We start from the raw sequence: 24,145 nt of genomic DNA, 5'->3' as shown, positions 1-24,145 counted from the left end.
ACGAGATTGCCGCGTCGATGCTTTGCCTCTCCTCGCAATGACGTTGCGGTATGACATTTGTTTCTACACCGCTATCTTATGCACCCTGCTCGCTTTCTGTACCTTGGTGTATGCTTTTATTGTTTCTGACTTTTCTTTGCAAAATGTTTTCTTAAACTCCAGTACATTAAAGCCGTTAATATATAAAATAGCCGGTAGTTGGTCGAGCCATGAGGGTTCAATATTATTATGGTTTACTTTATTACAAATTGTTAGTTGCTGTTATATCTTCCTAATTAAAAACCAAGAAGATAAAAAATTACCTATTATTATCCTGTCAGTTATACAACTACTTTTTAGCAGCTTTATTTATTTCACTTCTAATCCGTTTAATACATTTTCCTTTACTCCTAAGGAAGGACTGGGGCTAAACCCGATGCTGCAAGATATCGCTCTAAGCATCCACCCTCCTCTACTTTATTTAGGTTATGTCAGCTACGTAGTACCATTTACTATTGTTTGTGCAATGTTAGTGTCATCCCGCTCCTCTATGTCATTCCCGCGAAAGCGGGAATCCAGTTCTTTTGCAAATTATTTACTGGATTCCCGCTTTCGCGGGAATGACATAAGCCTCCTTAAAACATTCTCCAATATCGGTATTTTATTTACCACAATCGGCATAGCTCTTGGTTCATGGTGGGCGTATAGAGAACTCGGTTGGGGAGGATTCTGGTTCTTCGATCCTGTTGAAAATATTTCGCTATTTCCATGGCTATCCGGAATCATGCTGCACCATTCTATAATAGTCATGACAAGAACCGGAAATATGCAAAACTGGACGTCGATTTTGTCAATTGTTACTTTTTTATTAGTAATATTCAGTACTTTTTTAGTCCGATCTGGTTTTATTACCTCAATCCACTCTTTTGCATTCTCACCTGAGCGAGGTATATATTTACTTGTTATATTTTTGATTATGGGTATTGGTGCTTTGGGGTTGTATGCTATGCTGTCACTGCGAGGAGGTGCATTAGCATTGACGAAGCAATCTCAGGAGGTTGTCCGAGATTGCCACAGCCACTATTGTGGCTTCGCAATGACGGGTATAACCATCGGTAACACTCTTTTCTTTCTAAGCCTTATCGTATTAATATCCGCCACACTTTATCCTTTAGCTTATTCTTTATTTGACGATAAACCTATTATTATCGATGAGAGATTCTTTATTAATAATTTTCTTATTTTCGTTATACCTATTCTTTTCACTATCGGATTATTTACTACTAAAAGCTCAATTAAGAAACATATTATTATCCTAATATTATCTTTAATAATAACATATCTAATATCGCTTAGGGTAAATTTTAGGGTCATATCTGTTTTAACTACGATCGCCTCTATCTTCTTAATGCTACATAACATTTTATATTTTATAGTCAAAACCAATTATTTTAGACAATCTTTAAAAGCAAGTACTGCTAGCATGATCCTTGGGCATTTCGGCTTTGCACTGATCGCTTTTAGTATTACTATGAATGCATTATTGCAAAGTGAAATGGACTTTACCGGCAGCGTTGGCACAAGTACAAAATTTAATGAGTTTAAAGTAACTTTGCAAAATGTTAAGTTCGCCCAAGGCAAAAATTACTATAGGCAAATCGCTGAATTTTGGCTTGAGGATAACAACCATAACATAACCATATTAAAACCAGAAAATAGGCTTTATATAGTCGAGAAAGGCTTGTCACAAGAAAGCGATATATATTCTTATTTACTATATGATCTTTACACTGTCTTAAGCAATATAGACGGCGATATAATTCATGCTAAAATATATTATAAACCGATGATGAGCTTTATCTGGCTCGGAGTATTCATTACTGTTAGCGGTTTCTTGATTGGATTGCTTAGAAAAAAAGAAGAAAAAAATTTCAAATAATCTTTTATCCTTTTACATATTTATATGATATAATATAAGTTTAACGTAACAGATTATATATGTCTAACAAAGTGGCTATTGACGATTTTCAATCACATTGCTTAGAAATAATTGAAGATCTACACAAAACTCATCAATCCGTAATTATTACAAAAAAAAATATACCGATTGCAAAATTAGAACCTTTAGAAAAATCTAAAAACTCTATAATAGGCATAATGAAAGGTAAAGCTAAAATAACAGGTGATATAATTGATCTATAGGATCGGCGTTGTTGCATGGCTCTATTTTTCCGTCTGAGCTAAAGAAATTACGAAGTAATTGACGAAGCAATCCAATTAAAAAATGCTATAAATTAGCATTTTTTTATTATTTTTCTGGATTGCCACACTCACTTCGTTCGTTCGCAATGACGATTGAGGCGTCATGCAATAACGCTGGTCAAGCAACTAGATGACACTGAGTAGGCTTTTCGAATCATACCTATAAGATCGTTTGAAGTATAAGCTAATCAATGAACAAAAAATATCAAAACATCGATTTAATATCTGAAGAAGAAGCAAAAAAATTATTACAAGAGCTAGCTGATAAAATAGCAGAATATAACCATGCTTATTATATAGAAGATAAGCCACTAGTTTCAGATGCCGAGTATGACCAGCTATTTAACACTAATCTAAAGTTAGAGCAAAAATTTCCTCATCTCATACTAGAAAATAGCCCTAGCAAAAAAGTAGGTGCTAAAATCGAAAATAAATTTGCTAAAGTCACACATCAAGTACCGATGCTATCGCTTAGTAATGTATTTGATGAAGAGGATGTGAAAGATTTTTTAGACCGTATTAAAAGCTTTTTACGTCTTAATCAATTCTCTCCTATCTTTTGCGAGCCTAAAATAGATGGTTTATCATTTGCTGCTACCTATAAAAACGGCATTCTTATAACAGGTGCAACAAGAGGCGATGGCTATATAGGTGAGGATATAACGGCAAATATCAAAACAATAAAAGATTTTCCTCACAAAATTAATAATGCTCCAGAACTTTTAGAAGTACGGGGGGAAATTTACATTGAAAAAAACGACTTTACAAGTTTAAACCAAGAGCAAGAACAGCAAGGCAAAGATAAATTTGCTAATCCTCGTAATGCGGCTGCCGGCTCGCTTCGTCAGCTTGATCCTTCCGTTACTGCAAAAAGACCACTGAAATATTTTGTTTATGCTATAGGTTCTGCAAAAGAGGAGCTAGCAAACTCTCAAGATCAGCTACTTGCAAAATTTAAAGAGCTTGGTTTTAACGTTAATGAAATAGGTAAACTTGCAAACTCCGAAGAAGAGATATTCAGCTTTTACGAATATTTAAAAACTAACAGAGAAAATTTACCTTATGAAATTGATGGAGTAGTATATAAGCTAAATGACTTCGCCTTACAAGATAGGATGGGCTTTATTGCTAGATCCCCAAGGTTTGCTACCGCTCACAAATTCCCCGCTATAATAGGGCAAACTAAACTGCTTTCTATTACAGTACAAGTAGGCAGAACCGGCACATTAACACCAGTAGCAGAGCTGGAGCCTATAGAAATCGGTGGAGTTATAGTTAGCAGAGCAACATTACATAACTATCAAGAGATAGCACGAAAAGACGTACGGGTTGGCGATTATGTATTTTTGCAACGTGCAGGTGATGTAATCCCACAAATTACCGGAGTTGATCTTGCTAAACGTTCTGCTGATGCCACAACATTCGATCCTCCTTTATTTTGCCCTTCTTGCAATTCTAAATTACATTATGTTCCTGAAGATATTATAATACGTTGTGATAATGGTCTTAACTGCCCTGCTCAGAATTATGAGCGTATACGTCATTTCGTATCAAAAAACGCTATGGATATTGAAGGGCTTGGGCGTAAACAAGTCGAGTTTTTAATCGATAAAGGTTTAATTAGTAACCCTTATGACATATTCTTTTTAAAAGAAAAAAACGAAGCTAGCTTAACTAAGCTTGAAAATATGGACGGGTGGGGTAAAAAATCCGTAGAAAATCTTTTTAACAATATTGAAAAATCAAAAAATGTTAGTTTGCCTAGGTTTATATATGCCTTAGGTATAAGGCATATAGGTGAGCAGAACGCTAAGTTACTCGCTAGAGAATTTGGTAGCTATGAAAATTTTATAGCTCAAATGGAATTACTAAAGGAAAACGATCCTGAAATTTATCAAAAATTAAACAATCTTGACGGTATCGGCGACAAAATGTTAGTAGATATCATTGATTTTTTTGATGTTAAGGAAAATATTGAGCTTATCAAAAATTTAAGTGAAGTATTAAATATTGAAGATTATAAAGAGACTAGAGAGCAAAGTAGCTTAACAGGTAAAATAGTAGTATTTACTGGCAGCATGCCAACTTTGTCACGAGCTGAAGCAAAAGCAACTGCCGAGAAACTTGGAGCAAAAGTTGCAGCTAGTGTTTCTTCTAATACCGATTTAGTAATAGCCGGAGAGGATGCAGGTAGTAAGCTCAAAAAAGCAAAAGAGCTAGGAATTAAAATTATTGATGAAGCAGAATGGCTTACAATCGTAAGGAATGCTCAAGTTCTATAAATGTTTCTACTTACGATTCATATTTTTTAAAAAAATTAAAGTAAAGGTTGTAATTACTTCAAAAAAATCTTATAACTGCTAGCTGCAAAGAACTAAAATTAAATTAATGAGAAATGTTTACAGAACCTAGTATGAGTATAAATAAAGCAGCAGAAAGTCAGTTAGTAATTTACCAAGACGAGAATGGGGAAGTTAATGTTGATGTACAATTATATAATGATACAGTTTGGTTAACCCAAAACCAATTAGCTAAACTTTTTGATAGAGATAGAACAGTTATCACAAAGCATATTAATAAAATTCTCAGTGATAGAGAATTAGATAATACAGTATGTGCAAATTTTGCACATACTGCTTTAGATGATAAAATATATAATACCAAATATTATAATTTAGACATGATAATATCAGTAGGGTATCGGGTAAATTCTAAGAGAGGTATAGCTTTTAGAAAATGGGCTACTAACTTGCTTAAAGAATATCTGATTAAAGGCTATAATATTAATCATGATAAAATCACTCAAAAAAGATTAAATCAACTACATCAAACGGTAGAACTTCTAACAAATACTTTAATAAATCAGAATTTAGTAAATAGTACAGGACAAGAGTTAATTAATCTTATTAAAAATTATTCTAAAACTTGGGATATATTAATTAAATATGACGAAGACAAGCTAAATCCACCAATCAAATTACAATCAGAAAGTAATGAATTATTGACCTATCAAGAATCTTTAGAAGCAATTATGAAGTTAAAGCAAGAATTAAGCAAACAAATGGATTCAGAGATAAGTAACTTATTTGGAGCTGAAAGAGGTAGTAGCTTAAAAGCAATTTTAGGTAATATTGACCAAACTTTTGATGGTAAATCTTTATATAATTCTGCAGAAGAGAAAGCAGCTCATTTATTATATTTCATAATAAAAGATCATCCGTTTAACGATGGCAATAAACGAATAGGATGCCTACTTTTTTTAATTTATCTTACTAAAGCCAAAATTGGCACAAAAAATGTTGGGGTTAATACTATGATCTCAATGGCGTTACTTATTGCTGAAAGCGATCCTAAACAAAAAGAGCTAATGATAAACTTAATTATGAATCTCATAAGTGATTAGTTTGTGCTAAAAATATATTTTATGAGCTATCATGTAGGCATAAGAAAGAGCAACACTTTATAATAAAATAAGTCTTTGCTCCTTATGCAGATTTTTGCCCGCAAAGTACATAATTGGTATATGGAAGCATCGTTGTCAATTTTTTAATAACGAGAGTACACTGCTTTTAATTTATTTTACAGAATCAGAATGTTTTAATAATAAATTTCTTTTAATATAAAGTGCATCACCCCATCCACATGTTGCAGAAACAGTATCAATTCTTAAAAACCCTTGATCAGCAAGAAATTTATCTAAATCCCATATTATTTGTTCCATTTGTATACAACTCCGCATAATTAACCTCCGCTATTATACAATCAATCGTTTTTAAAGTGTTTACCGCTCCCTGCAAAGCTAATAATTCAGCTCCTTGAACATCTATTAAAATAACATTATATTTTTTTACATCATATTGCGATTCCTGAAAATATGTATCTAATCGCTTTTGAGTTACCTCTATAGTTTCTTTAAACAAAACATCTGGATGAATAACTTTATGTAAATTTAACTCTAATAAAGAGCTAGACTGCCCATTATTAGTTCTATGAAATTTAGTAATTCCATTTTCATTTGTAACAGCAAAGTTTTCTGCTATACATGTAGTACCATTGGGCTTAACATTTTCTAATAATTTTTTGTATGTATCTGGATCAGCCTCAATCCACAATACATTTTCTATATTTAGAGTCTTATAAAAGTCTTTTTCACCACCATAAAATGCTCCAATATGGATTATACCATGTAAGTTAATACCAAATATATATTGAGCGGTTTTAAAAAGGTTATGAGGACTATTAGCATAAACACTACTACTTAGTATTATAGTTAATAATGCTACATATAATTTTTTCATAATTTAAATTTAATAATTTATTATTCCAGCACTGGTAATAATATAACTTATCAAGTAAAGAAATAAACAGTTTTTATGATTAATTGTATAAGACATTATAATATGATATAATTTATTACATCTCGTCAGAAGAAGCAGAAAAGTTACTAAAATAAAAATATAGTCTATAACTTTGAACTACCGTCATATTTATCATGCAGGCAATTTTGCCGATATAGTTAAGCATCTAGTTTTAATTACGATTTTAGAGCAGCTGAAAAACAAAGAAAAACCTTTTGCCGTTTTAGATGCTTTTGCAGGGCTTGGACTATACGATTTAGCTTCAGAAGCCGCTTCCAAAACTTTAGAATATAACAACGGAATCGGTAAATTATTACAAGCTCTAGATCATACTCCTAAATCATTAAAAATATTTCTGTCTGTAATAAATTCCGTGGGTCAGAATTTTTATCCTGGATCACCTTTTATAATTAATAAATTATTACGACTTCAAGATCGTTTAATTGCTTGTGAACTCCATCCGGCTGATTACCTTGATTTAAAAAAGCTATTACCAAATAATACACACTGCATTGATGCATATAATGCTATAAAAGCTTTTCTGCCTTTTAAAGAAAATAGAGGATTAATATTTCTTGATCCACCATTTGAAGTAAAAAATGAGTTTCAAAAACTAATTATTGCACTGAAAAAAATCAAAGTTTCAGCTTTAAATAATTCTACTTTGATTTGGTATCCTATAAAGGATTTGTTACTAGTAAGTGATTTTTACCACAATTATAAAACTATCGGATTTAAAGAAACATTAATTATTGAATATGAACTTTTATCTAGTGATAAGAATATGGTAAAATGTGGATTGATGTTGATTAACCCGCCTAATATTAGACAGGAATTAGAAGAGTTAACAAAATATCTAAGTTATGCTTTAAATCTGAAATTTACTTATATTGACTTTTAATGTTTACCCGAAGAAATATTTTTTTACTAATTACCCTTTTTTTTCTTCAAAGCTGTAGTACTCTTGAATTCTCTAATGATAAAACCCTACTTTCTACTACCTCTTCTCAATTAGAAAAAAAATATAATATAAATCATGCAGAATTAGTAGTTCAATATAATCTTACAAATAAAAACAATAAATGTTTATATGCTAAAAATTTAGGTGTTATAATTAATGATCTTAAACAAAATAAAATTTTCTTACAGAAATTCCATAACAAAAATCCTACTGAACTTAATAACGCTGCTGGTTTAAAAATATCTGCTATAAAAGAATTGGTTACGAAATTAAATTCAAAATATAAATTCCTTTCTAACGCCGAAACTAGTTATTTTGCTAAAAAAACCACTCACAGAAATAATATGTCTGAGTTAGCAAAACTTGATAGAATAATTTCTAAAATACCTCTTATGTTGCCGGAATATGAACCTAAAATCACTAGCCATTATGGCAATAGAATAAGCCCGCATAAAAAGAAACGGAAGAAAAAATGTTTTCATAATGGCATTGATTTACAAGCAAAAAAAGAAGCACCGATATATGCATCAGCAAGCGGAGTAGTAATTAAGACCGCTAGAGTACGTGATTACGGAAATTTCATTGAGATTAAACATTCACATAAATTTGTCACTAAATATGCTCATTTAAAAGAAATACATGTTAAAGAGGGAACAAAAGTTACACGTGGTCAATTTATAGGCACTCAAGGAAAGACCGGTAATGCTACAGGTGAACATCTACATTTTGAAATTATATTAGATAATAAACCGATAAATCCGTTTGATTTTATATTTAACTGCCGTAAATCCTAATCTAAAATACTTATCTTTTTCATTTCATAATAAAATTCTATTGACTTTTGATCGAAAAAATCCTAAACCTTTACATCTAAGGATTATAATTAGCAAAAATACTATGAAAAAATATATATCAATAATCATCATATTGTTAATGAGCAATAATGTGTTTGCAAGGGAACAAATATCCAATCTTGTTACACCTGTTAGTTATTTTATAGATCATATATCACAACTAAAAAAGATTAAAAGTAACTTAATCAAATATAAACAATCTAGTTTGGTAGGTGTCAGTGGCATGGGAAAAACTCAAATTGCTAGGATGTACGCTTATGATAAAGATAATAAGGCTGATTATGATATTATTTGGTTTATAGATTGCAATTTAGATATTGATGGACAATTAGTAAATCTTGCAAAGGCTATTAATATAAAAGCAAATTCTGCGGTAGTTTCAGAAAATATCAATGTAGTAAGAAAAGAATTAATGACCTATTTAACCAGTAAAAACAGATGGTTACTAGTATTTGATAATTTAAAAATAGGACAGAATAAAAAAGTAGCAAATTTTATTAATTGGGAACATAACGGCAATATTATATTTTGTTCACAGGACAGTGAATTATTACCAAATATCGTAAAAATTACTGCTTTTGAGGAAAAAGAATCTAAAATGCTTGTAGAAAATATTTTAGAAAGTAATAATCCAGAATCGATAGAATTTTTAGTCCAAGAATTTAAAGGTTATCCAATTCTTATGGTTCAAGGATCGCAAATATTGAATCAGGTACAAGGTTTAAGTTTAAACGAATATAAGAAAAAAATACAAGAAGCTGATGATAAAATTAAACTAAATATTACACTTGCTATTAGTGAGTTAAGCCCTTCTGCCCAAAAATTACTAAATGAAATAGCTTTAATTAACAATCAAAGTTTTTCAAAAGAATTTCTAATTTCTATCACCTCGGATAAAGATCATTTAGATGATGACATTTATAATATTTCCAAATTTGCTTTAATCACTAATATTGAGCCAAATGAAAATAATCCAATATTTGAAATGCATGATGTTATAGTTGAAAAAATATTACAGATTAATGAAAATGATAATAAAGAAAATCTCAATCAACTTATCACCAATCTTTTAAATACTATCCCTAAAAGTTTAATAAAAGGAAATGTTTTTAGAAAAAATAAAACTGTGTTGGACAATATTGAAATAATTACCCAAAATGCAGAAAATTATAATATCTCAATATATAAAATTTTAGAATTAAAACTAAACTTATTAATACAATATGTTACAGCATGTGATTTAACAAGAAGTAAAATATTAGTTGATTGGTTTGACAAAAACGAAAAAGAAAATAATTTTAAATTATTGATGATGGATAATGACGAGAAAGGAGCGTATGCTACTTATTTAGGACGCATAGGGTGGTATTATTCAAAGAACTCGGAAAGTAGAGAAGCAATTGAATATTTTATGAAAGCTAAAAAAGTATTTGAGGGAGTTAAAGAATATGGAACCTCAAAAAGTAATATAGTTTTTGGTTTAGTTATATCTAATGTTCAATTAGGAAATCTAAAGGAAGCAGAAGCAAATATCCAGATAATGCAAGATATGTTTAATCAAAATCTAATAGATAAAACAGACGCTGCAACATTAGATTATGCAAAAGCTCACTTATTTCTTGCTCAAGGTAAATATGAGGAAGCATTAAAGCAAATTAATGCTACAATAGATGCTTGTATTGATAACGGCATGAAGCCTCAAGATGTATTTCTTACCGGCTTATATTTGCTTAAAATAGATATATTAAATAACCTTAAAAATTATAATGACGCTCTTCCTTTATTAGAAGAGGTGTATAATATGAAAAAACCTAAAGAAAAAGAAGAATATCCGATATTTGGACGTATTTATACCCAAATGTCTATAGTAAAACTAGGACTTGGAAATAATAATGAAGCTTTAGAATATGCTAAAAAAGCTGTGGAAGCTTTCCTTAAAGATCCAAATAGATCCAATAAAGATGTTGCTGCTTCACCTGACATATATTTAGCTAAAGCATTTGTAGCTGAGGGAAATGCATTCGCATCAATTAATAAAAATGAAGATGCAATAAGTATCATGTATTTAAACGCTGCTAAAGCAAGTTGTCATGTACCTCTCAAATCTTTTTATAAAAATTTCCGTGATCATCATATAGAAAAATTTGGGGAACAGCATCCAAGAAGTATAGAAATTTTAAAGCTAAATTGCCATTAATTTATAACGTGTTAAATTGGCTTTACCCAGGTGAATAAAATTCCCCTGTCATCTTCATGGGGGCTTTGTCTGCGTGGATCAGTTTTTCTTGTCATTGCGAGGAAATTACGAAGTAATTGACGAAGCAATCCAGCTAAAAAATGCTAATTTATAGTATTTTTTATTATTTTTTCTGGATTGCCACGCTCATTTCATTCGCATAGCTCAGACGACTTTCGATCCACGCAACAATGCTTTCCCGCAGAAGCAGGAATTCAGAAAAATAAACATAAAAGCAGCAAGTTTTTAAAATTAAAAGCTTAGGTATCTCGCTTTATGCTGGATTCCCGCCTCCACGGGAAGGCGTTGTTGCGTGGATCAATTTTTCCTCTGTCATCCCGCGACTTGATCGCGGGATCCAGCTTAAAATACTAAAATTATTAGTATTAAAAGTTGCTTTTCTGGATCCCGTGGACAAGCCACGGGATGACAACATAAAAGCCTGGATTCCCGCTTCCGCAGGAACGACATAAATAATCCATAAAACAAAGCCGGTCAAGCAACTAGATGACAGGATTGGAGGTGATCCGCAAAACAATTCCTATACAAGAAGACATTGCCAGCATGGATCATTTTTCTTGTCATTGCAAGGAAATTACGAGTAATTAACGAAACAATCTAGTAAGAAAATACTAATTTATAGCATTTCTTATTATTTTTCCTGGATTGCCGCACTCACTTCGCTCATTCGCAATGATGTCTCTTAATTCACTATATTTTTTTCCATCTATTATGAAACCAGAACCACTGGCTAGGATTTTGCTTAACCCAATCCTCTAAAATTTGGTTAATATTAAGCATAATATTATAGCAATCTGTTTTACTATCGCCTGTTTGCTCCCAGGTTAAATTTGGATGGATTATTAACTTAAAATAACTACCTTTAGTCCTAACAATTTGACATGGCACAATCGGATATCCATATTGCAAAGCTATTTTAGCAATAGCGTTAGCAGTCATGGCAGGATAACCTAAAAAAGGCACTTCGATGCCATCATTCATTTTCTGATCAACAAGCATAGCAATAGATTCATGCCCTTTAATTGCTCTAACTAAAGCTCTGCTACCATCTGGTCCTTTAGGAATAAGTCTTAGCTTAGAACTAGCACGACTCTCATTAATCAGTTTATTAACATAAGGATTATTAGCTTTACGATAAATTACAGCAAATTTAGGATAAATTTTATGAATAATTTTAACAGCAATATCCCAGTTAGCAAAATGACCAGTAAAAAACAAAAAAGGCTGCCCTTTTAGCTTTTTAATATTTTCCAAACCTATTATCTCAATCCGGCGTTCTAGTTCTAACTCATCCATTTCATTAATATAAGCAAACTCGCCTATGAACCTACCGAAATTATCCCAAGTCTGGTCTATAGTTTTTTCTACATCAAATGCATCACCGAAAACAGCTTTAATATTTCGTCTGGCAATTTTATTAACAGCAAATAATATACCAATTTTGCGAGCTATAAAACTACAAATATCTGCTGCTTTATCTATACCAAATATGCCAATTATCTTCAAAAAAATAACAACAACAGCATACTCAATTAGATATCTAATCTTTTTTAAAAATTTTTTCATAAAGTAAATTAGGATTATTAATAGATAACTTCACATCTAAGCATACAATAATATCACTCGAATCACCAATCTTAACGTAATCTTTTCTCGTAGTGATAAGAGTAGCATTATTTGTTTTAGCAAGTAGATATAAATTTTCTAAATCTGCTTGTAAATAGTTATAATGATCTGGGAATATTTTATATCCTACTATATTCAAACCATGATTTTTTAAGGTAAGGAAGAAACGTTCAGGATTACCTATGCCGCTAAAAGCAAAATAATTTTTATTTTTGTCTATATCGCTTGAAGCTACTATTTGTGCTTGTATTAACTTATTTGCATAAGAAGCTAAGCTAACTGGTATTTCATCAGAATTATTACTCACTAAAAAAATTAAATCAGCAACACTTAAAGCTCTATTTGGGTATTCCCGTAATGGACCTGCAGGAATTAAAAATCCATTCCCGAAAAGCCTTTGTCTATCTACAGAAACTATAGTGATATCTTTATGAAAATAAGGATTTTGTAGAAAGTCATCAACTATTATTATGCTGGGCTTAAGTTCATGAATCAGAGGTAAAATTTGCTTAATATTTTTAGTAGCAATAATTGTGCCGTGCTTTGCAAGTATTACAGACTCATCCCCTACTTCTAGAGTGCTATGCTCTGCTTTTACAATAGTTGCTTCTTTAAGGTTACTACCATAAGCTTTAGTGACTATAACAAAATCTATATTTTGGGTCTTCAGTAAATTAGCTAGATACATAACTATCTGCGTTTTACCAGTACCGCCTACGCTGCAATTACCGACACAAATAACTTTAGCAGGTAATATAATGGGACGTGCAAAAATATGCCGCAAAAATCCTAGAAATTGATATATCAGACTTATAGGGAATAATATATAAGCTATAATATTCCGCTTTTGCCAAAATTTAGGATATAGAAGTTTAATCATACTAAAAAATTATGTTTCTTCGTATCATTATACACTTCTTTTAAAATTATTTTAAATAAAAAAGCCCCCTTTTTTCAAAGAGGACTTTTTCTAAAAAATATATTAAGACGATGTAGCCAATTTTTGAAGTTGTATCTACGTATACCGCAGATACTTTAAGAGTTGGAAGTCAAATAAGTGGTGAGCTAAGCTAGGCGTACAAATAGTACGTGAGCACAGGCGAATCCCGAAATTTGGCTTTCAAATCTTGAAGTATCAAAGGTATACTAGAAGTTTAGGCGGACTTTAAGAGTACCTTGGTGCGAAATAAACTTTTTTGCAATGTTTAAATCGTAACCGATTCCGTATTCCATTTTAGTATCTGGTCTTATTGTTCCACTTAAACCTAGATTGTAAGTTGTTCTGGCTGTTTTATCTGATGGAGTAATATATGGATTTACTTGTCCTTCTAACTGATACTGTGTTTTAGATAATCTACCACCTATTTTCTGAATCACAAAAGCGTGAGCTTCTGGATATACTATAAGATCGGTTAGATTCATGGTGTAACCCATTAATTTAGCACCGCCTATGAAATCAGTTCTATCGCTAAACTTACTATAAACTTGTCTGTTTGCAAATGTTGTACCGCTTTCTTTATAGCTTTCATCTGATGATTTTAAGTAACTAAGACCTGCCATTGGAGTAACCATCCATTAAACTAGCATCATAACCTACCATAAAATTACCACCAAAGGTCATATTGCTATAATTAGCAGAAGCAATTTGGGTACTTCTATTTCCGTTCTTATCGAATACATAACGCTGGCTTCTGTTCTTTACTTGGTTTACGCTGAATATTGCATTACCATGGATGAAGAAATTAGCAACAAGTTGCTGTGCACCATATAGAGAGAATGATAAGCTATCAATAGTGGTTTTGTCACCTCTTTTATAATTTTGGTGTTTTACATCAGTTTTAGCAAGACCAATAGCAGCACCTATCATTAAATTATCATTAGCTAGAGTATCTAAACCGATTACAGTACCAACAGTTCTAGCTTTGTAACCTGCTACACCACCTTTCTCGCTTTGATGCGTATCTACATATAAAGGTTTAAACCATACACCATAAGCTACATTGTCAATAGGTTCATCACCCGCAGCAACACCGCCTTCACTTGATGCCATTTTATCGCTTTCAGGAGTACAAAGATATCTAAGCTCATCTACTCTATAACCAATTAAACCCTGCTCTTCTTTCGCTACATTTATATTTATATTATTAACAGATGTACTTGTATCGGTAAGAGTAGCAGCAAACGACGTAGCTGCATCATTAGTATTCTGTGCTAAAAGGATATTGTTATATGCTTGTTCAGCATTACCAGTATTATTTGGATTTAAGAATGTTACAAGGTTATGACGTATAACTGGATTACCATTACCGCTAATATCATTATTAAGTATATTTTCTATATTATCGATATCAATGGTACGTGTTACTAATGTTTCATTATTACCGCTTAAACCATAAATTACATAACGATTAGTTCCAACTACGTTAGGATCAATGTCATCATTATCAGCACTAATATCACCTTGGATTAAAGTATAGGCTCTTGTACCGATAAAGTCTATACTCGCATTATCTTGTACCTTAATGGTTTTCAATCCTGCAACCTTAACGTCTGCTCCACCACTGATAACGATATTACCCATAACTTCATCTGATGTCAAAGTAGTAGAAATAGTCGTATTATCTCCCCATGTCGAAGTACCATTTGTAAATCCTAAAACATTTGCACCAAGACTAATTTCACCGTTAACATTTACGATACCATCTATAGCTACATCAGCACTACCTGAAACTTGTAATGCTGCTAAAGCGTTATCAGGATTAGGATTACCTTTTAACGTTACAAGAATATCCTTAGTATTAACAAATTGTAATGTACCTGTATCACCCGCAGCATTAGCTTGGATAGAATCTGCAATATAATCATTGGCAATTTGTAAGGTAGAATTACCACCGATTGTAGTAGCACCATTAGAAATAACATCATCTGTGAATTTAACAGTAGTATTATTAGTTAATGTTATATTGTTAAATTTATTAGCATCTGTACCAACAGTACCGCTTACTATACTTGTTCCGCCACCATTAAAGTTAAATGAACCAGTGTTAACACCTGCAATGGTAATTTCAGTAGCATATAAGTTAACGCCTTGACCAACGTTAAGAATAGTATCTGTATTAGTACCAGCTGGAGCAGCAAAATTAATTTCTGCAAGCGGGTTATCTGCACTACCCAAATTTGTACCAGCTACAAGATTTGTATTGTCAGCAACTACAGGTCTAAATATTATTGTACCTTGACCGCTAGCATTTGTAGTTTTAGTTATTAAATAGTTATTGTGAGCGAATAATGCTATTCCGTTATTTCCAAAAATTAAGTTACCAATAGCAGCATTACCAGCATTAAAATCAGTTGCAGATGAACCAATATTGAACTGTCCAAGTCTTACAGATGTTGAATAATTACCGATATCACCCTTAATAACTAAACCTTGTCCACTTGCTAAACCACTCGCATCTATAGAACCTTGCTGATCATTAGTTACAGCTATATTACTATTAATTTCTATATCAGCTGCACTAGTTAGAGTCAATTGTTCATTAGCTCTAAAAGTTATAGCACTGCCATTAGCTAATAATTGAATATTATTACCGCCAAATGTTAAGTTATTATTATTTAAATCAATAGCTTTAAGATTCGTAATATTACCATTAAGAGTTACACCTTTTGCATTAAGGGTAATAGTACCATTAACACCTCCACTACTAATAAAAGTAACATCTGAAGTAAAGCCATCAGTTTCAATTGAAATATTAGAATTTGTATTGGAAAAATTTATATTTAATAAACCAGCATAACTACCAACTTCACCAGCAACAGCAAAATTTCCAGCAGCAACACCATTAGGTCCTAAAATAAGATTAGAGGCTTCATTCATCATCATGATAGTTAATTGCTTACTACCTACAACCCCTGCAACTCCAACAGTATTACCAGCAGTAGCAGTTCCTATTTGTAAAATGGGATTAATACCATTATTATTGATAGTTACAGTATTATTAACATTACCTATTATCGTGTTGCCTGTTGCACTATATAAAAGGGAATCACCGTTCCCAACAGCAACAGCAGGAAGCCAATCTGTTCCAGTACCAAAACTTGCTGTTGGAACATTAACAGTTTTTTGAACACCAGCACCCATAGCGGAACTTGAGGTAGCCGCAATAAAAGCTGCAGTAGAAATTGTTTTTATCAACCTTTTTGAGATTAATCTTTTTAGAAAATTTGGTTTTTGAGCCATAATTTTTTCCCATTTCTTAAGTTAAAATTTAGTATTTGGAATTAAACAAAAAAGTATATTTTCTAACGCAGAAAAAACTAAAGCTTGTTAAGAAACTCCACTAAACTACCTGATTAACTATATTATAGGTAATAATCAATTACAAAGAAGCGTTATATTTTATTAATAAAGTTTTAACTAATGTAATATTTTTATCACGAAATTTAACTTAATAAATTATTAAACTTTATTGTTGTTAATAAAGCCTTCAGGGATAAAATTTATGATATTTTTTGTGGTTTTGGAGATGGGAAAAAGTTATTGCGAGAAAAATGATACTGATATATACCGCTAATAAATGCTATGCATTTTACTGGATTGCTTCGTCAGTTACTACATAACTTTCTCGCAATGACAATTCCTTTTTTAAAACTGTCCGATACTATTGATTGCCATATGGTAGACGAAGTTTAATTTGGAAAAGAGCAAGGAGTTCACAAGACGAGGAGCGAAGCGTATACTTAATACGTGGCTACCTGCGTACTTGTAGAACGACGTAGCCAATTTTTCAAATTAAACGAGTATACATTTATTCTTGGCTAAATATTAATAACTTAGCCCCACTTTCCCATTTCAGCATTTCATCATATCTAGTATGCCAAACACGCATAATTTCTTTTTCATATTCTATAATTTGCTCTTCTAAACCTTTAAAGCTTTCTACCATTTGTCTAGCTCTATATAATATTGTATCATTAGCAATATCAAAAACTTTCTTCAAATGCTTATCTTGTTCTGCTTTATAATTTAGATGGGCTGCTCTACCAAGTTCGGCATCTCTATCCATTTCTTCGCTTCTTATTTGTATTTCAAATTTACGTTTAGAATATTGAAGCTGCATTACACTATGAATAGATTGATAACCATTATTTTTCGGTCTACAAATATAATCTTTGGTATGCAATAATGATAGATGCGGGGAATCCTTTATTATATCTAGAGTATTATAGCATTGATCCTTAGACTTAACAATAATTCTACATGCAATTAAATCTTTCAATTCATGAACCGCTACCTCTTTTCTTTTCATTTTTTTAAGAATAGAGTAAGGTTCTTTAAGACGCATAAATATCTTGTTCTCTATGTCGGCTTTATGCAAGTCCTCTTTAATTATATTAATTATATCATAAATCAAGCACTTTTCTCCCACTTACTAAATAAATATACAAAAGAATTTCTTAACTTCAATTATTAGTAAATAGCTTATAATGCTTTCAAACTAAAGTTATAAGGCTATCATACCTAAATATTAAAAACAAGTTTTTTCAATATATTGTTTAATTAAATTTAACTTAAGTTAATAAAATAGTTTCCTTAAAGCAACTTATACGTGTTAGTTTAGTAGTAAATTAGCGAATTTATTTATAGATATTTTAGACACACTATCTAGTACTTCAATCATATTTTCTAACTTACCAGTACATTCTAAAACTATATCTACTCCTGCTTCTAAAGCTTTTTTAGCAATATCTTTCATGTCGCCATTTAATGCTTTCATTTCTATTGCATCGGAAATAATAAGACCTTTATAGCCGATTTCATTTCTAATATATTTAATAACTTTTGGTGATAATGTAGCAGGATTATCAGGGTCAATGCACTCATAAACTATATGTGCTGTCATAGCAAGCTTCACTTGATCAAAAGAGCTAAGTTCTTTAAACACCTTAAAGTCAGTTTTTTCTAGCTTTTCTAAACTATTACTTACTTTCAGCAATTCTTTATGGCTATCAGCTTTAGCTCTACCATGCCCCGGCAAATGTTTTATACAACCTTGCACCTTTTCTTGCTGCAAACCTTCCAAAGCTGCTATACATAAAGGCACAACTATTTCAGGTTCTACACCGAAACTTCTATTACCTATAACATCATGTGCTCCTTTATGGCTTATATCGCCTACCGGTGCAAAATCTAAATTAATACCAAATGCTTTAAGTTCTTTACCTATATTACTGTAATTTTGTTTACATTTTTCTATTGCAATTTCTAATCCTTGATCTTTTGCTAAATCACCAAAACCTTTAGCAGGAGGTGCATTATAGAAAGTTGGTTTTGTAAGCCTTTGTACTCTACCACCCTCTTGATCTATAGCAATAATAGAATTTTCCCCTAATATTTCTTTTATATCAGTGATAAGCTGAGCAAGGGCTTCTTTATTTTGCTTTCCTTTTTCATCTGCTTTGATATTTCGTGCAAATAAAGCTATCCCTAGCGGACTATGCTCATGTAACAATGCTTTTTCTCTATCAGTTAATTTAGTATCTGATATGCCTATAATTACAGGTTTTACAGCTTTCTCTAAAGTCATAGTTGCTTAGAATATAATATTAAATTTGTAATACAATACACAATCTAAAATCATCGGCAAGGATTTTTTTTATTTGGAGGGATAAATTATTGAAATTAATAAGCAGTATATCTATTTTATCATTAATATTAACATTTGGAAAGGAACTAGAAATATTTTGATCAATATTTAAATGCTTTTGAAATAATTCAAAATCATTCGCAGTGTAATATTTTCTATTTTTTATTTTGTAATTAGATAAGCCTAGATTTTTTTTTTCTAAATACCTTAACTGGTATAAAGCAATGTTTAAAAGCTTGGTTATTTCGCTAGCTGAATAATATTTTTTAGTCATTTTCATTAATCAAAGCTTTTAACTTAGCAGAGGGGACAAAACGTAATATATTTTTCGGCTCTATAGTGATTTGAGATTTTGTATGAAAATTTATTCCGGGACGAGAATTTTTATGCTTAACTTCAAAGCTACCGAAGTTTTTTAAAGTTAATTTTTGTTTTTTTGCGATATCTAAAATATTAGTAAAAACTGCATTAATTATCTCTTCGCATAAGCTTTTTGAAAAGCCTAATTCAGCGTTTAGCATAAAAGCAATTTTTTCTTTAGTAATAGTCATAGCATACGAATCAATTATATGAGTGTAATTAACTTATAGCATGCTTAACTTATTAAAGTCAAATATATGTAATTAGCCGGTTTTTATGCCATTCCTGCGTAGAGATTATTTCTCGCTGTCACCCCGTGGTTTGCTAACTGAGTCCGGCATTGTTGCGTGGATCGAGAGTCGTCATTGCGAGGAAATTATGAAGTAATTGACGAAGCAATCCAGTAAAAAATGCTAACTTATAGCATTTTTATTATTTTTCCTGGATTGCCACGCTCCTTGCAGTCGCGTAGCTCAGACGATTTGGTATCCACGCAACAATGCCTCCCGTGGCTTGGGAACTAGGTCCAACTAGAAATACATTACTTATGATTTTGCTTTTTCTTCGTTGTGTTCGTTAATATTTTTATTTAACGCATCTAATTTATCAATAATAGCTTGACGCATTTGTTCTTGTTGTTTAGTACCAGCTTTTTTATATTCTTTGATTTTTCCATTAGCATCATCTAAAGCTTTTTGTAGCTCTTTACCTTTTTCATCTTTTATTTCTGCAATAGCTTGTGACATTTGATTATAAGTATCACTTAAAGTTTGATTAAACTTTTCACTACCATTTTTTGCTAAATCTTTTAAATTTTCTTTTAGCTCTTCTAATTTTTGAGCAATTGTTTTTGTTTGTTCCTGAGCTACTTCTTGTGCTTGTATTTCACTTTTTGTAGCATCATCAGCAAAAGCATTAGGGGTTACTAATAATGTAGCAGCAGTTGCAAATGTTACTAAAATTTTTTTCATGATATTCTCCGATCATTAATGTTATTGTTTATATTATATCATTCAAATTTCTTACTATTTTTTTAAAAATAGTTAATAAAAATTAAACCTAGATATTTTGTATTTACATAATAAATAATCCGATAAAAAAAGCAATATGATAAAAAATAATTTTAAAAACGCATATTTTAATATAAGATGATTAACTAAGTTGAGTCCTCTGAACTTAATAATTAAACATGGAAATTTTATGACATTAGAAATAGGGAAAGAGAAAGTAATTAAATTATCTGATTTAAAAGGCAAATTTGTGGTGCTATATTTTTACCCAAAAGATGACACACCAGGATGTACTTTAGAAGCACAAGATTTCAATAAGTTAAAACCAAGAATTCGATAAGCTTAACGCAGTAATTATTGGAGTTTCAAAAGATAAACTCGACTCTCATGATAAGTTTAAAGAAAAATATTGCTTAGAATTCGATTTAGCTTCAGATGCAAATTCAAATTTATGCGAACAATATGGGGTATGGGTAGAAAAATCCATGTTTGGTAAAAAATATATGGGTATAGATAGAGCAACTTTCTTACTTGATAAAGAAAGTGGGGTTAGACATATTTGGCGTTCTGTCAATGCTAAAGGACATGCTCAGGAAGTATTAGACAAACTGAAATCATTGCAATAAACTAAGGTTAGTTAGCTAGATCCCGTGAATAAATCACGGGGTGACATTATAATTAATTTCACCTACTTATATTATCTCTGCGGTTCGTATAAATGATTTTTTTCATAATTTTCATGCCGCATTTGTGCTTCAATACATAATGTAGCTATTGGTCGTGCTTCTAACCTTTTTATACCTATCGGATCGCCTGTTTCTTCACAATAACCATATTCACCCTCTTCAATACGCTTTAATGCTTGCTCTATTTTTTCGCATAACTTACGATATCTGTCTCTAGTACGAAGTTCGAAAGCAGTTTCTGTTTCAGTAGTAACACGATCATTAGGGTCTGATTCATTCCAATTTTCTTCTTTTAGATGATTTAAAGTTTCTTGAGATTCAATTAGTAAAGAATTTTTCCACTTTAAAAGTTTTTGCCTAAAATATTCTAAGTGATTTTTACACATATATTCTTCGTCTTTAGACGGCTTATATTCTTCAGGCAATGTAGTAATTTTAAACATATTCATAATTCAATATTATCTATTTAGTACCTATACTTATAAGGTTTTAAATTAATATAATATATAACTTAAAATTAACGCAAGAAGATTGTTAATATTAAATAACATTTTATTTTTTGATTGGATGTGCGGTAACATATGCCGTTTCTAAATGCTTTATACTTGTTTTTGTATAGCTTTGTGTAGTTGATAAACTTTTATGTCCTAACAGCTCTTGAATAGAGCGTAAATCTGCCCCATTTTCTAGTAAATGCGAGGCAAAACTATGCCTAAATGAATGAGCACTTAAACGCTCAGGTAAACCATAAAACCGTTTCAACTTAATTAACTCCCGGTTAAATACAGGAGGTTGCAATTTCTTACCTTGCTTCCCTCTAAATATTGGTTCATCATCTTTCAATTCATATGGTAATTTTTCTAAATATTCTGTGATCAAATTTCTAGCAATAGCAAGCCAAGGAATTACTCTCTCTTTACCTCCTTTACCCATTATTTTTATAAATTCTAAATTTTGTAAATGAAGCTTTGTAATCGATAACGCTTCAGATATTCGTAAACCTGAAGCATATATAAGAACAAGTAATGCTTTATTTCTAATTTCTATCCACTGACTATTTCCATATTCTTCAATATGATCAAGTGATATATTTACCTCTTCTTCAGATAAGGCTTTTGGCAGTAGTTTACTTTTTTTGGGAGATTTAATAGAAAAAACCACATGATTATGTAATTCAGCCGTCTTTTCTAAAAATTTATAAAAATTCTTTATGGCAGATAAACCACGGGCAATTGATGAAGTAACAAAATTATCACATTTTCTTTTAGCAAGCCAACTTCGCATCAATCTTATATCTGCTGCCCTAATATAATCCATTGTGACGATATCCGAATTATAATAATTCATGAACTCAAGAAAATGTTTAAGATCATTATTATAGGAAATCATGGTATGATTAGAGTAATTTTTTTGCAAGCTGAGGTATTTTTGCCACTTAATTATTAATTCTTGTGTTTGTGTATCTAACATTTATAAAGCTTAATTAATTTTAATATTAACTTACCATCTAACAATTATTGACTCGTAATTTTATAAATGTTAGCATGGACTAATGGGTTAAGGGTTCTTAACAAACCCACAAAACACACAGTCACTTATATTTTACAAAGTTTAATTTATTTTTAGGAGAAAAATAATGTTAAATAATACACAATTTTTAGATTTTATGAAATCTTATATGAATCCTGAACTTTATATGAGTTCTTTAAAAAATATGCCTAATATAGATTTTTCATCTACCACCGGAACAATGCAAAGAGCTTTAAATATTTTAGTAACAACAAATCAAATAGCTACTGAAAGCATGCAAAATTTGCTTAAGAAAAACTCCGAAATGATACAACATAATGTTAATACCATTTTGAATTCTACTAAAGAAGCAATGGGTACTAATGATTTTAAGCAAGCTAGCGATTGTCACCAAAAATGTTTTAAATCTATTTATGAAACATCTATGAATAATGCTAAAGAGATTGCAAATATTGCCTATGAATCTTCAGCAAAAATATTAGAAGCAGTAAACAAAAATATTTCTGAAAATGTTCATCAAGCTTCTTCTAATATGCAGAATATGGCACAGCAAGCACAAAAAAACGTATTTAATAAAAAGCCTGCTTAGATTTTAAGCTACATGTCATTCCCGCGTAGACGGGAAAGCTTTATTGCGTGGATCAGTTTTTCCAGTTGTCATCCCGCGACTTTGATCGCGGGATCCAGTTAAAAATACTAATAAAATTAGTATTTTTTATTATTTTTTGGATGCCGTGGTCAAGCCACGGCATGACATCGAAAGTGCTTTTCGATCCACGCAACAATGTTATGCAGGAATGACATAAAAACCATATAACAATCCTATCCATTCCTCGCTTTCCTACTGAGCCAGTTTTGTAGATAAGAATCTGCAAGCTCAGCATCTTCTATAACGATTACATTTTCTGCATTACGTTTATCAGCAGCAGCAGTAAAATTAAATGAACCGGTTATTACTTTCTTTTTATCGATAATTATAACTTTATTATGAGCAATACCCGGAACTTTATCTATACCTACCTCAATTTTTGCTCGTTGTAATTCGTGTAACTTAGAAAATTTTTGCTTTAAATTACTACGATCCAGTAAGATTTTCACTTGTACACCACGTGCTTGAGCATCAATTAAAGCGGCAGTAATCAATGAATCGCTCATGCCATATGCATGCATATAAATTGACTCTCTAGCTGTATCAATTTGATCTGCTATAAATTTAATGCAACCTGATGGGGGAGTAAAACATGTACTAACTTTACTTCTAGAAAGCTGCGAAATATTGTAATGCTTTATTTTTGGAGGCGGTGTATGCGATATTTTGAACTGATTTATTAGATCAGTTCCATAATCTGAATATCCTAAAACACCTATTGATATGCCTAAAATAAAGGCAATAAATATTTCCGTAAATTTTTTATTTTTTCTCTTCACAAACTTTTTTATTTTTTAACGTAACTTCCTGGTGCTTCTTCAATTGCTATTAAATTTTTATAATCCAAAGATTTTACTAGTTCAGTATTATTTTTAATAAGCCAATCAAGCCACACCATGAGCCTTTATATTCTGTAGCTTTCAAAAGCCATTCTCTACTATTTAAACTTAAATCATCATTAAGTCT

At 31.2% G+C, this 24,145-nt stretch carries 20 protein-coding genes and 2 pseudogenes; 9 read left to right on the top strand and 13 right to left on the bottom strand.

The window, feature by feature from the left end; genetic code table 11:
* Positions 1–37: 37 nt before the first annotated feature.
* From AAGD49_RS00965 to AAGD49_RS00950, 4 genes are all read left to right on the top strand, one after another.
* Positions 38–1,918: a heme lyase CcmF/NrfE family subunit gene (locus tag AAGD49_RS00965; protein ID WP_410525913.1), complete on the top strand. Its 1,881-nt coding sequence runs from the start codon at positions 38–40 to the stop codon at positions 1,916–1,918.
* Positions 1,919–1,977: 59 nt separating this feature from the next.
* Entirely contained in the window at positions 1,978–2,181 is a 204-nt protein-coding gene (locus tag AAGD49_RS00960) for a type II toxin-antitoxin system Phd/YefM family antitoxin (protein ID WP_341788757.1), read from the top strand.
* Positions 2,182–2,432: 251 nt separating this feature from the next.
* Positions 2,433–4,523, top strand: a complete 2,091-nt coding sequence (ligA, locus tag AAGD49_RS00955) for an NAD-dependent DNA ligase LigA (RefSeq protein ID WP_341788756.1) — start codon at positions 2,433–2,435, stop codon at positions 4,521–4,523.
* A gap of 113 nt (positions 4,524–4,636) precedes the next feature.
* On the top strand, positions 4,637–5,644 hold the full coding sequence (locus tag AAGD49_RS00950; protein ID WP_341788755.1) for a virulence protein RhuM/Fic/DOC family protein: 1,008 nt from the start codon (positions 4,637–4,639) through the stop codon (positions 5,642–5,644).
* A 171-nt stretch (positions 5,645–5,815) separates the two neighbouring features.
* Here AAGD49_RS00950 and AAGD49_RS00945 read toward each other — a convergent pair whose 3' ends face one another.
* The gene (locus tag AAGD49_RS00945; protein ID WP_341788754.1) at positions 5,816–5,962 is read right to left on the bottom strand and encodes a hypothetical protein; all 147 of its coding nucleotides are present in this window, start codon (positions 5,960–5,962) and stop codon (positions 5,816–5,818) included.
* A complete protein-coding gene (locus tag AAGD49_RS00940; RefSeq protein WP_341788753.1) occupies positions 5,934–6,539 on the bottom strand; it encodes an FkbM family methyltransferase in 606 nt (201 codons plus the stop codon). Before AAGD49_RS00940 ends, AAGD49_RS00945 begins: the two co-directional genes overlap by 29 nt.
* A gap of 172 nt (positions 6,540–6,711) precedes the next feature.
* Here AAGD49_RS00940 and rlmJ point away from each other — a divergent pair, with 172 nt between their 5' ends.
* From rlmJ to AAGD49_RS00925, 3 genes are all read left to right on the top strand, one after another.
* Complete coding sequence (gene rlmJ / locus AAGD49_RS00935; protein WP_341788752.1) at positions 6,712–7,500, top strand: 23S rRNA (adenine(2030)-N(6))-methyltransferase RlmJ; 789 nt, start codon at positions 6,712–6,714, stop codon at positions 7,498–7,500.
* Complete coding sequence (locus tag AAGD49_RS00930) at positions 7,500–8,354, top strand: M23 family metallopeptidase (RefSeq protein ID WP_341788751.1); 855 nt, start codon at positions 7,500–7,502, stop codon at positions 8,352–8,354. The genes rlmJ and AAGD49_RS00930 overlap by 1 nt, the downstream gene beginning before the upstream one ends.
* A gap of 103 nt (positions 8,355–8,457) precedes the next feature.
* Entirely contained in the window at positions 8,458–10,611 is a 2,154-nt protein-coding gene (locus AAGD49_RS00925) for a tetratricopeptide repeat protein (protein WP_341788750.1), read from the top strand.
* Between the two features lie 750 nt (positions 10,612–11,361).
* Here AAGD49_RS00925 and AAGD49_RS00920 read toward each other — a convergent pair.
* The 8 genes and pseudogenes from AAGD49_RS00920 to AAGD49_RS00885 form a co-directional block, all read right to left on the bottom strand.
* A complete protein-coding gene (locus tag AAGD49_RS00920) occupies positions 11,362–12,237 on the bottom strand; it encodes a lipid A biosynthesis lauroyl acyltransferase (protein ID WP_341788749.1) in 876 nt (291 codons plus the stop codon).
* A complete protein-coding gene (gene lpxK / locus AAGD49_RS00915; RefSeq protein WP_341788748.1) occupies positions 12,212–13,177 on the bottom strand; it encodes a tetraacyldisaccharide 4'-kinase in 966 nt (321 codons plus the stop codon). Before lpxK ends, AAGD49_RS00920 begins: the two co-directional genes overlap by 26 nt.
* 266 nt (positions 13,178–13,443) lie before the next feature.
* A pseudogene (locus AAGD49_RS00910) lies at positions 13,444–16,174 on the bottom strand (autotransporter outer membrane beta-barrel domain-containing protein).
* A gap of 931 nt (positions 16,175–17,105) precedes the next feature.
* The gene (locus AAGD49_RS00905) at positions 17,106–17,711 is read right to left on the bottom strand and encodes a bifunctional (p)ppGpp synthetase/guanosine-3',5'-bis(diphosphate) 3'-pyrophosphohydrolase (protein ID WP_341788747.1); all 606 of its coding nucleotides are present in this window, start codon (positions 17,709–17,711) and stop codon (positions 17,106–17,108) included.
* A 198-nt stretch (positions 17,712–17,909) separates the two neighbouring features.
* Positions 17,910–18,884, bottom strand: a complete 975-nt coding sequence (gene nagZ, locus AAGD49_RS00900) for a beta-N-acetylhexosaminidase (RefSeq protein WP_341788746.1) — start codon at positions 18,882–18,884, stop codon at positions 17,910–17,912.
* A gap of 19 nt (positions 18,885–18,903) precedes the next feature.
* The gene (locus AAGD49_RS00895) at positions 18,904–19,224 is read right to left on the bottom strand and encodes a hypothetical protein (protein WP_341788745.1); all 321 of its coding nucleotides are present in this window, start codon (positions 19,222–19,224) and stop codon (positions 18,904–18,906) included.
* Positions 19,211–19,495, bottom strand: coding sequence for an HU family DNA-binding protein (locus AAGD49_RS00890; RefSeq protein WP_341788744.1), 285 nt, complete (start codon positions 19,493–19,495; stop codon positions 19,211–19,213). Before AAGD49_RS00890 ends, AAGD49_RS00895 begins: the two co-directional genes overlap by 14 nt.
* 354 nt (positions 19,496–19,849) lie before the next feature.
* Positions 19,850–20,275, bottom strand: coding sequence for a hypothetical protein (locus tag AAGD49_RS00885; protein ID WP_341788743.1), 426 nt, complete (start codon positions 20,273–20,275; stop codon positions 19,850–19,852).
* Positions 20,276–20,504: 229 nt separating this feature from the next.
* Between AAGD49_RS00885 and AAGD49_RS00880 the strand changes: the two are divergent.
* Positions 20,505–20,940 (top strand): annotated as a pseudogene (locus tag AAGD49_RS00880) (peroxiredoxin).
* 71 nt (positions 20,941–21,011) lie between these two features.
* Here AAGD49_RS00880 and dksA read toward each other — a convergent pair.
* On the bottom strand, positions 21,012–21,443 hold the full coding sequence (gene dksA, locus AAGD49_RS00875) for an RNA polymerase-binding protein DksA (protein WP_341788742.1): 432 nt from the start codon (positions 21,441–21,443) through the stop codon (positions 21,012–21,014).
* A gap of 109 nt (positions 21,444–21,552) precedes the next feature.
* Positions 21,553–22,470 carry a tyrosine recombinase XerC gene (locus AAGD49_RS00870; RefSeq protein WP_341788741.1) on the bottom strand — a complete coding sequence of 306 codons (918 nt, stop codon included), beginning with the start codon at positions 22,468–22,470 and terminating at the stop codon, positions 21,553–21,555.
* 166 nt (positions 22,471–22,636) lie between these two features.
* Here AAGD49_RS00870 and AAGD49_RS00865 point away from each other — a divergent pair, with 166 nt between their 5' ends.
* Positions 22,637–23,119 (top strand): phasin family protein, encoded by a 483-nt coding sequence (locus tag AAGD49_RS00865; RefSeq protein ID WP_068041350.1) that lies wholly within the window; start codon positions 22,637–22,639, stop codon positions 23,117–23,119.
* 233 nt (positions 23,120–23,352) lie between these two features.
* Here AAGD49_RS00865 and AAGD49_RS00860 read toward each other — a convergent pair whose 3' ends face one another.
* Positions 23,353–23,958 carry a phospholipase D family protein gene (locus AAGD49_RS00860; RefSeq protein WP_341788740.1) on the bottom strand — a complete coding sequence of 202 codons (606 nt, stop codon included), beginning with the start codon at positions 23,956–23,958 and terminating at the stop codon, positions 23,353–23,355.
* Between the last annotated feature and the right edge of the window lie 187 nt (positions 23,959–24,145).

It is taken from the genome of Rickettsia endosymbiont of Lasioglossum villosulum, from assembly GCF_964026455.1.
Lineage (GTDB): Bacteria > Pseudomonadota > Alphaproteobacteria > Rickettsiales > Rickettsiaceae > Rickettsia.
Note: the sequence above shows the minus strand (reverse complement) of the source record. Positions and strands in the feature narration are given on the sequence as shown.